This window comes from Pseudomonas edaphica (assembly GCF_005863185.1).
Lineage (GTDB): Bacteria > Pseudomonadota > Gammaproteobacteria > Pseudomonadales > Pseudomonadaceae > Aquipseudomonas > Aquipseudomonas edaphica.
The window spans coordinates 1-9,394 of sequence record NZ_VBVZ01000219.1; the positions used below are offsets into that span (position 1 = coordinate 1).

Below are 9,394 nucleotides of genomic sequence, written 5' to 3' on the forward strand. Positions count from 1 at the left end.
CGGTATGTCTGTGCCAGATAAGTTGGCTGATACACCGCCATCGCAGGCAAGCCAGCTCCCACAGGTTTAACCGCGGTGTGTCAGGCGTGGACGCGTACCCACACTGTCACCAACACCGTCGCCGCCATCAACCATGCCACTGCCGCCACGGCGAGTGACGCCTCCAGGCGCATGCGGTCGACCATCACATACAGCGTCGCCAAATACACAAAATACGGAATGATCGACCACATCCCAAACAGGATGGTGGTCTTCAAGTCGTCCACCGAACGGCCCTTGCCGACGATGTAATGCGCGATCAGCGCGAAGGTCGGAAACAGCGGCACCAGCCCTGCGATGTAGTAATTTCTGGTCTTGGCCAGCGCCGCCAGGATCAGCACCACCGCCGCGCCCAGGGCGGCTTTCAAGAGTAAGTCCATCAGTGGCTCAACCCGTATTTCTTGACCTTGTCGAACAGCGTGGTCTTGGCCATTCCGAGTTCCAGGCTCGCCTGGGTGAGGTTGCCGCCGCTGCGTTGCAGGGCGTCGTTAAGCAGGTTGCGCTCGAAGGCTTCCACCGCTTCGGTAAAGGCCAGGCCGTGGTTGCTGCTGCTGGCGCCGCTTTTCTTGAAGGCTGGCAAGCCCAGCGCAAAGCGCTCGGCGACGTTGCGCAGTTCACGCACGTTGCCTGGCCAGTCGTGGCTCATCAGGGTCGATACGGTCTGGTTGTCCAGCTCAGGCACACTGCGGTCAAAACGCAGTGACGATTGCTGCAGGAAGTGTTCGAACAGCTGCAGGATGTCTTCACGGCGCTCGCGTAACGGTGGCAATTCCAGAGTCACGACGTTGAGGCGGTAGTAAAGGTCGCTACGGAATTGGTTGGCGCGGCTCAGTTCATCCAGGTCGGATTTGGTCGCGGCAATGACTCGGCAATCCACCGCCACACTCTGGTTCGAACCCAGGCGTTCCAAGGTGCGTTCCTGCAACACACGCAGCAGTTTGATCTGCAGGTTGATCGGCATGCTTTCCACTTCGTCGAGGAACAGCGTGCCCTCATGGGCGTGTTCGATCTTGCCGATGCGCCGCTTGCCCGCGCCGGTAAAGGCGTTGGCTTCGTGGCCGAATATTTCGCTTTCGAACAGGTTCTCCGGCAGGCCGCCGCAGTTCAGGGCAACGAACTGATGGTCGTGGCGTCGGCTGAAATCGTGCAAGCAACGCGCAACCAGTTCCTTGCCGGTGCCGGTTTCGCCTTCGATCAGCACGTTGGCCGAGGTATCAGCGACGTTGGCGATCAGTTCGCGCAGGTTTTGCATGGCGGGCGAGCGGCCGATGATGCGGCCTTCCAGCGAGTCGCGCTCGGCCAGTTGGCGGCGCAGCGACCAGACTTCCCGCGCCAGCCCACGTTGCTCAAGCGCGCGGCGCGCCACATCGACCAGGCGCTCGGGGGAGAAGGGTTTTTCCATGAAGTCGTAGGCGCCGTTACGCATGGCACCGACTGCCATCGAAATATCCCCGTGGCCGGTGATCAGCACCACCGGCAGGCTTTTATCCAGGGCCTTGAGGCGGGTGAGCAGCTCCAGGCCATCGATGCCTGGCAGGCGAATATCGCTGATGACGATGCCGGCAAAGTTCTCACCGATGCGCTTGAGCGCTTCCTCGGCACTGCCCACACCCACGCTGTGAATGTCTTCCAGCGCCAAGGCTTGCTGGCAGCCGAGCAGCACATGGGGGTCGTCTTCGACGATCAGAACGGTGAGGTCTTTAGGATCGGTACTCATCATGTCGACTCAGCTTTTTGGGTGCCCACCAACGGCAGGCACAAGACGAAGGCAGTACCACCACTGGCCGGGTGTTCCACGGCGAGGTTGCCGCCGGTGGCCGCCGCCAGGCTGGCCGAAAGTGTCAGGCCCAGGCCCAGGCCTTGTTCGCCGGGTTTGGTGGTGAAGAACGGTTCAAATAAATGTTTGCGCGCTTCGGGGTCGATGCCGTGGCCATTGTCGCGCACTTGCAGGCGGTACTTGCCCTCGCTGCTGTGGCCGTCCAGCCATAGTTCGGGGGCCGGTTGTGCCTGCATGGCGTCGAGGGCGTTGCCGATCAGGTTGACCAGGATCTGTTCCAGGCGGGTCTGGTCGATCTGCAATTGCGCGCTGACAAAGTCACGGTGCACGGTCAACGGCAAGCCGTCCAGGCGCGCGCCCAGAACCTGGAAGGCGGCGTCCACGGCTTTGCCCAGGTTGGCCTCGCCCTGATCATCGCCGCGCCGGGCAAACGAGCGCAGGCTGGCGGTGATGCGGCCCATGCGGTCGATCAGCTCGTTGATGGTCTTGAGGTTGGCGCTGGCGGTGTCGAGGGCGCCACGCTCCAGGAAGCGCACGGTGTTACCCGACAGCGTGCGCAATGCCGCCAGCGGCTGGTTGAGTTCATGGGCAATGCTGGTGGACATCTGGCCGATGGCCGCCAGCTTGCCGGCCTGCACCAGTTCATCCTGGGCGCGGCGCAGGGTTTCTTCGGCCTGGCGGCGTTCGCGGATCTGGCCCTTGAGCCGTTCGTTACTGGCGCGCAGGTCGGCGGTGCGTTCGGCAATCCTTCGTTCCAGCTGGCTGTTGGCTTCCTGCAAGGCTTCGCGCGCAGCGAGGCGGGTGGCGATGACTTTGCGCCGCTCGTTCCAGGCAATCAGCAGGAACGCGACCAGGCCAAATGCGACCGCCACCAGAATGCCCTGATTGATCGCGGCGCGACGCAGGTCGTTAAGTGGAGTCAGCAGGGTGAAGTTCCAGGGCGTGTCGCTGAGCGGGCGGGTCTGGGCCAGGTAGCTGACTTCGCGCTCGTCGTTGACCACTTCGCTGTTGGCCGGAAAGGTGAGTTTCTCGGTGCCTTCGTTGAGACGCTCGCGGGCCAACGGCTCCAGCTCGTTCAATGTCGCCCAGTAATATTGCAGGCTGTGGGCCAGGCGTTCCTTGGTGTCATCGCTCAGCGGGCGCACGGCCTTGAGACGCCGGGCCGGGTCGCTGGAGAGGATGATGATGCCGTTCTCATCGCTCACAAAGGCTTCGAGACGCGCGCGCTGCCAGCGTTCTTCGAGTGCTTCAAGGCGCACTTTGACCACGGCCACGCCGATGATCTTGCCGTGCTCTTCGAGGCCGTGCGCCAGGTAGTAACCGGGTTCGCCGTTGGTGCTGCCAATGCCATAGAAACGGCCGGGCTGGCCGCGCACGGCGTTTTGGAAATAGGCACGGAAGGACAGGTCTTCACCCTGGTAACTGTCGGCATCGCGCCAGTTACTGGTGGCCAGCACGCGGCCGGTGGTGTCCATCACGTAGATGGCCCGGCTACGACTGCGTCGGTTCAGGCCTTCGAGGTAATCGTTGACCGTTTGCCGGGTTTCCTGGCTGGGGTCGGCCAGCAGCTTGGAGACGCTGGATTCCAGCTCCAACAGGCTGGGCAGGTAGGTGTATTTGCTCAGTTCGCTTTCGACGGTACGGGCATGCAGCTCCAACTGGCGTTCGCCGTTGTCGCTGAGGGTGCGGATGCCATAGTACTCACTGACCCAGAAGCCGATGTAACCCAAGCCGATCATCAGGGCGATGATCAACGGCGGCAGGAACAGTTGGCGAATCAGACGAGGTTTCACGGCAAGTGATGGCGGTGCGGCGCGAAATTGGTTGGGGTCGCATTTCATCACAGATGCCTTGGGTCAACCAGCGCTGTCAGCCCTGTTGCGAACCCGGTTGTGTGGGCAATTTGATTATGTGGGAGCCGGGCTTGCGCGCGATGCAGGCGCCTCGGTGTATCAGTTGCACCGAGGTGATGCTATCGCAGGCAAGCCAGCGCCCACACAAGCCGTCTTCCACACAAGCCCGGTTCCCACAGGGAGAACAGTGCTGCTTTTTAGTGCTGCAGGATTTTCTCAAGGAAGTGCTGCGCGCGTTCGGAGCGGGCGCTGATATCGCCGAAGAACTCCTCTTTCGGGCAGTCTTCGATGATCTTGCCGGCGTCCATGAAGATCACGCGGTCGGCCACTTTGCGCGCGAAGCCCATTTCGTGGGTCACGCACATCATGGTCATGCCTTCGTGGGCCAGTTGCACCATCACGTCGAGCACTTCGTTAACCATCTCCGGGTCGAGCGCCGAGGTCGGTTCGTCGAACAGCATGACGATCGGGTCCATGGCCAGGGCGCGGGCAATGGCCACACGTTGTTGCTGGCCGCCGGAGAGCTGGCCCGGGTGCTTGTGGGCGTGCGCCGACAGGCCCACACGGTCAAGCAGCTGCAGGCCCTTCTTGGTGGCTTCTTCCTTGCTGCGGCCCAATACCTTGATCTGCGCGATGGTCAGGTTTTCGGTGATGGTCAGGTGCGGGAACAGTTCGAAGTGCTGGAACACCATGCCCACGCGCGAGCGCAGTTTGGGCAGGTTGGTCTTCGGGTCGGCAATGGAGGTGCCGTCGACCACGATGTCGCCCTTCTGGAACGGTTCCAGCGCGTTGACGCACTTGATCAGGGTGGATTTGCCCGAACCCGATGGGCCGCACACCACGATCACTTCGCCTTTTTTGACATCAGTGCTGCAATCGGTCAGCACCTGGAAGTCGCCATACCACTTGTTGATGTTCTTGATAGAGATCATACGGCAAACCTTTTTTGCAGACGCTTGACCAGCAGCGAGGCGGAAAAGCTGATGATGAAGTAGACGACACCGGCGAAGATCAGGAACTCATTGGAGCGGCCGATGATGTCGCCGTTGGAGCGGGCGGAGTTGAGGAAGTCCACCAGGCCCACGGTGTAGACCAGCGAGGTGTCCTGGAACAGGATGATCGACTGTTGCAGCAGCAACGGGGTCATCTTGCGGAAAGCCTGGGGCAGGATGATCAGACGCATGGTCTGGCCATAGGTCATGCCCATTGCCTGGGCTGCGCCCATCTGGCCCTTGGGGATCGACTGCACGCCGGCCCGCACGATTTCACAGAAGTACGCAGCTTCGAACATCATGAAGGCCACGACGCAGGAAGTGAACGCGCCGATCGGGGTGTCTTCGCCGGTGATCCAGCGCAGCACGAACGGCACCGCCAGGTAGAACCAGGTGATCACCAGCAGCAGCGGGATCGAGCAGAAGTAGTGCACGTAGGCGCCGGCCAGGCACGACAGCAGTTTGCTGGACGACAGGCGCATCAGCGCCAGGACCGTACCCAGTGCGATGCCGCCGACCACGCCCATGACCATCAACTGCAAGGTCATGACCATGCCGTTCCACAGGCCCGGAATGGCGGGGATGATACCGCTGAAATCGAAGTCCATTATTTACCCCCCACGGAGATCAGGCCGGGCACCGCGACTTTCTTCTCGATCACGCGCATCAGCAACATCAGGCTCATGTTCAAGGTGAAGTAGATCAACGTGGCCAGGGTGAAGGCTTCAAACAGGTTGGCCGAAAACTCGGCGGTCTGTTTGGTTTGCGCCAGCAGTTCCATCAAGCCGATCAAGGACGCCACGGAGGAGTTCTTGAACACGTTGAGGAATTCGGAGGTAAGCGGCGGAATGATGATGCGGTAGGCCTGGGGCAGCAGCACGTTCCAGTAGATCTGTGGCAGCTTGAAGCCCATGGCACGCGCCGCAGCTTCCTGGCCACGTGGCAGCGCCTGGATGCCGGTACGCACTTGTTCGCACACACGGGCGGCGGTGAACAGGCCCAGGCACACGACAACGCTCAGGTAGGCCGAGGTGGTCGGGTTGAGGTCCTGTTTGTACCAGTCCTGCAGGTTCTGCGGCAGCATATCGGGCACCAGGAAGTACCAGATAAACAGCTGCACCAGCAGCGGCACGTTACGAAACAGCTCGACGTAGCAGGTCGCGATGCCCGCTACGATGCGGTTTGGCACGGTGCGCATGACCCCCAGAATGGAGCCAAGCAACAAGGCGATAATCCATGCCACGACAGCGATGGCGATGGTCCAGCCCAAGCCGGCGATGTACCAGTCGAGATAAGTCTCGCTGCCAACGCCAGTGGACTTGAAGAACACGCCCCAGTCCCAGTTGTAATTCATTAGGGTCTCCCCTCGAGATCGATCGATGTACAAGCACCCGCTTGGGGAAGATCCTTTCCCGCCTGACGGTGAACGCCAGGCACACGCGATCGGCTCGAAAACCGCCAGGTCGAGTGTTCCACATTAATGCCAGCAGGTAGTAACAGACGCCTGAGGGAGGGTTGGCTCCCTCAGGACATAAGCTTAGTCAGGTATCAGATTTTTACGTCAGGGGCTGGCTTGTCGCTTGGGTTGGCGATCAGCTCCTTAACCTTTTCGCTCATCGGGAAGTTCAGGTTCAGGCCTTTTGGTGGGATCGGGCTCTCGAACCATTTGCTGTAGATCTTGTTGATCTCGCCGGATTTGTACAGGGCAACGATGGCGTCATCCACGGCTTTCTTGAAGGCCGGATCGTCTTTACGCACCATGCACGCGTAGGCTTCGAAGGACTGTGGAGTACCGGTGATGACCCAGTCGTCCGGCTTCTTGGCCTTGGCTTCTTCGCCGGCCAGCAGGGCGTCGTCCATCATGAACGCGACGGCACGGCCGCTTTCGAGCATCTGGAAGGATTCGCCGTGGTCTTTGGCCGAGATAACGTTCATGCCCATCTGCTTGTCGGCGTTCATCGCTTTGATGATGCGCTCGGACGTGGTGCCAGCGGTGGTCACGACGTTTTTGCCTTTCAGGTCGGCAAAGTCAGCGTAGGACGGCTTGCCATCCTTGTCCTTCTTGACCAGCAGACGGGTGCCGATTTCGAAGATGTTGACGGTGAAATCAACTTGCTGGGCGCGTTCGGCGTTGTTGGTGGTGGAGCCGCACTCAAGGTCCGCAGTGCCGTTCTGGATCAGCGGGATACGAGTCTGCGAAGTCACCAGGTTGTATTTGGCCTTCAGGTCGGGCTTGTTCAGGTCTTTTTTCAGGGCTTCAACCACAGCCAACTGAACGTCGTGGGAGTAGCCCACGGGTTTGCCGGAGCCATCCGCGATGTAGGAAAACGGAATGGAGCTGTCGCGGTGAGCGAGGGTGATGGTGCCGGAGTCGTTGATTTTCTTCAGTGTGCCGGTGAGTTCGGCGGCGAAAACTGGAGTGCTGATCAGAGCAGCAGCGATAGCTGCGCCCAGGATATGGGGAACGATGCGCATCAATACTTCCTCGACATTTGTTTTTTTTATGAAGCCGGCTAAGCGACTCTCTTTGTACTGCGAATGCCCATGACGGCTCCTAAGGCGCCTCAGGCAATCGTCAGGGAGTGTAGAGCATGAGTCGTGCCATACCAGAAATAAAAGGTTATTTGATTGATTTATAAGGAGATTAAGTTTGTGTTACGAGGGATTTGTAACGGTTTGGTCCGGCAAACCGAATGGGGTGGGGTGTGGCGTTCGGAAAACCGAATGGTCAGCAAGGTATTCCGAGCCAGGCTTTTTGTGGGAGCTGGCTTGCCCGCGATGCCTGCACCTCGGTCTTTGATTGAACCGAGGTGATGCAATCGCAGGCACCGGCGGCCTATCCGGTGCTGCTGGGCTCGGCCTTCAGCGTGATTCGCGACATGGGCCTGCGCTATGCCAGGACACACCCCATAAAAAAGCCCCTGGACCTTGCGGTACAGGGGCTTCTCGTCACTGCCTGCGATCAGGCTGCTTCAATCTTCGCGCGGTTTTGCTCGACCTTGGAGAGGTAGCGCTGCACGTTTTCCTGCTCTTGCGGTGTGGTGAACAAGCCCAGCTTGGTCCGGCGCCACAGCACGTCCTGCGGTTGCGTCACCCATTCTTCGGCGCACAGGTAATCGACTTCGCGGGTGTACAGGCCGCCACCCAGGTGTTCGCCCAAGTCAGCAAGCGATTGCACGCCTTCGAGCAAGCGCCAGGTACGGCTGCCGTACGTGGTGGACCAACGGCGTGCGATCTCGCTTGGCACCCAGTCAAATTTGGCGCGAATCGCTTCGGCCAAGGCTTCTGGCGTAGTCATGTTCTCGCCGCCCGGCAGGCTCGCCGTGGCGGTCCAGCTTGGGCGCATTTGCGTGAAAAACGGCGCCAGTTGCGCCATCGCCGATTCGGCCAGCTTGCGGTAGGTGGTCAACTTGCCACCGAACACCGACAGGATCGGCGCTTCACCGTTACCGCCAGACAGCGACAGGGTGTAGTCGCGGGTGATGGCCGACGGGTTGTCCGATTCGTCGTTGCACAACGGGCGCACGCCGGAGTAGGTGTGCACGATGTCGTCGCGGCTCAACTGCTTCTTGAAGTGCGCGTTGACCACTTTGAGCATGTAGTCGGTTTCACCTTCGGTAATCGCAACCTTCGCTGGGTCACCGGTGTACTCACGGTCGGTGGTGCCGATGATGGTCAGGTGGTTCAGGTACGGAATCGTGAAGACGATGCGCTGATCTTCGTTCTGCAGGATGTGCGCGTGCGCACCTTCGTAGAGTTTCGGCACGATCAAGTGGCTGCCCTGGATCAGGCGGATGCCGTAAGGCGAGTCCAGCTTCAGGTCTTCCTTGATGAACTTGGCGACCCACGGGCCGGCGGCGTTCACCAAGGCGCGGGCGCGGATCGAGAACAGGCTGCCATCGGCGCGTTCCATGTTCATTTCCCACATGCCGTTGCTGCGATGTGCGCTGATGCAACGGGTCTGGGTGTGGATATGCGCGCCTTTTTCACGGGCGGCCATGGCATTGAGTACCACCAGGCGGGCGTCATCAACCCAGCAGTCGGAGTATTCGAAGCCTTTGGTGATTTCACTTTTCAACGGGCTGTCGGGGCCGAACTTAAGGCTCTTGGAACCGGCGAGTTTCTCGCGCTTGCCCAAGTGGTCGTACAGGAACAGGCCCGCGCGAATCATCCACGCCGGGCGCAGGTGCGGGCGGTGCGGCAATACAAAGCGCATCTGCTTGACGATGTGCGGGGCCTTGGCCAGCAGCACCTCACGTTCGGCCAGAGCCTCGCGCACCAGGCGGAATTCGTAATGTTCGAGGTAGCGCAGGCCGCCGTGGATCAGCTTGCTGCTGGCGGAAGATGTGTGGCTGGCCAAGTCGTCCTTTTCGCAAAGGAATACCGACAAACCGCGCCCGGCTGCGTCTGCTGCAATGCCGACGCCATTGATTCCGCCGCCAATTACGGCAACGTCATAGACTTCGGCAAGCGGTGGAGCAGGCAAGGTGGAAGGGTTCATCGGCTGGCCTCGCGATCTTTTCTTCTTGGAATTCGAACATTAATGTTCATTTGCGAAAATGGTAGCTGATAAACGCGCACACAGCCACCCGACTTCGATTGAAAAATCTCATCGAAGGGCTGAAAAGGGAAGAATTGTGAACATGAGCCAAGGAAAGGCTCGAGAGAGGGGGGTTGGATATATCGCCATCGCGGGCAAGCCCGGCTCCCACAGTTGATCGTGTACCTCCATG

Annotated in this window: 8 protein-coding genes; all 8 read right to left on the minus strand. The window is 60.1% G+C overall.

Translation table 11 applies throughout. From position 1 onward, the window contains the following. Nucleotides 1-80 precede the first annotated feature (80 nt). The 8 genes from FEM54_RS15910 to glpD all read right to left on the minus strand — a co-directional run bounded on the left by FEM54_RS15910 (nucleotide 81) and on the right by glpD (nucleotide 9,162). Nucleotides 81-419 (minus strand): GlpM family protein, encoded by a 339-nt coding sequence (locus FEM54_RS15910; RefSeq protein WP_017137026.1) that lies wholly within the window; start codon nucleotides 417-419, stop codon nucleotides 81-83. Then, nucleotides 419-1,756: a two-component response regulator AauR gene (gene aauR / locus FEM54_RS15915; RefSeq protein WP_017137027.1), complete on the minus strand. Its 1,338-nt coding sequence runs from the start codon at nucleotides 1,754-1,756 to the stop codon at nucleotides 419-421. The genes FEM54_RS15910 and aauR overlap by 1 nt, the downstream gene beginning before the upstream one ends. Then, nucleotides 1,756-3,657: a two-component sensor histidine kinase AauS gene (gene aauS / locus FEM54_RS15920; RefSeq protein WP_099548513.1), complete on the minus strand. Its 1,902-nt coding sequence runs from the start codon at nucleotides 3,655-3,657 to the stop codon at nucleotides 1,756-1,758. Before aauS ends, aauR begins: the two co-directional genes overlap by 1 nt. A 209-nt stretch (nucleotides 3,658-3,866) precedes the next feature. Beyond that, nucleotides 3,867-4,601: an amino acid ABC transporter ATP-binding protein gene (locus FEM54_RS15930; protein WP_017137029.1), complete on the minus strand. Its 735-nt coding sequence runs from the start codon at nucleotides 4,599-4,601 to the stop codon at nucleotides 3,867-3,869. Continuing rightward, nucleotides 4,598-5,269, minus strand: a complete 672-nt coding sequence (locus tag FEM54_RS15935) for an amino acid ABC transporter permease (protein ID WP_138451836.1) — start codon at nucleotides 5,267-5,269, stop codon at nucleotides 4,598-4,600. Before FEM54_RS15935 ends, FEM54_RS15930 begins: the two co-directional genes overlap by 4 nt. Beyond that, nucleotides 5,269-6,015: an amino acid ABC transporter permease gene (locus FEM54_RS15940; protein ID WP_099548514.1), complete on the minus strand. Its 747-nt coding sequence runs from the start codon at nucleotides 6,013-6,015 to the stop codon at nucleotides 5,269-5,271. The genes FEM54_RS15935 and FEM54_RS15940 overlap by 1 nt, the downstream gene beginning before the upstream one ends. Nucleotides 6,016-6,209: 194 nt before the next feature. Beyond that, a complete protein-coding gene (locus tag FEM54_RS15945; protein WP_058421600.1) occupies nucleotides 6,210-7,136 on the minus strand; it encodes a glutamate/aspartate ABC transporter substrate-binding protein in 927 nt (308 codons plus the stop codon). 487 nt (nucleotides 7,137-7,623) lie between these two features. Further along, on the minus strand, nucleotides 7,624-9,162 hold the full coding sequence (glpD, locus tag FEM54_RS15955) for a glycerol-3-phosphate dehydrogenase (protein WP_017137033.1): 1,539 nt from the start codon (nucleotides 9,160-9,162) through the stop codon (nucleotides 7,624-7,626). Nucleotides 9,163-9,394 lie beyond the last annotated feature (232 nt).

What these genes read in the sequence shown, in the direction of transcription:
- FEM54_RS15910 (WP_017137026.1), bottom strand. Translation starts at nt 419, where the DNA reads ATGGACTTACTCTTGAAAGCCGCCCTGGGCGCGGCGGTGGTGCTGATC.
- aauR (WP_017137027.1), bottom strand. Translation starts at nt 1,756, where the DNA reads ATGAGTACCGATCCTAAAGACCTCACCGTTCTGATCGTCGAAGACGAC.
- aauS (WP_099548513.1), bottom strand. Translation starts at nt 3,657, where the DNA reads ATGAAATGCGACCCCAACCAATTTCGCGCCGCACCGCCATCACTTGCC.
- FEM54_RS15930 (WP_017137029.1), bottom strand. Translation starts at nt 4,601, where the DNA reads ATGATCTCTATCAAGAACATCAACAAGTGGTATGGCGACTTCCAGGTG.
- FEM54_RS15935 (WP_138451836.1), bottom strand. Translation starts at nt 5,269, where the DNA reads ATGGACTTCGATTTCAGCGGTATCATCCCCGCCATTCCGGGCCTGTGG.
- FEM54_RS15940 (WP_099548514.1), bottom strand. Translation starts at nt 6,015, where the DNA reads ATGAATTACAACTGGGACTGGGGCGTGTTCTTCAAGTCCACTGGCGTT.
- FEM54_RS15945 (WP_058421600.1), bottom strand. Translation starts at nt 7,136, where the DNA reads ATGCGCATCGTTCCCCATATCCTGGGCGCAGCTATCGCTGCTGCTCTG.
- glpD (WP_017137033.1), bottom strand. Translation starts at nt 9,162, where the DNA reads ATGAACCCTTCCACCTTGCCTGCTCCACCGCTTGCCGAAGTCTATGAC.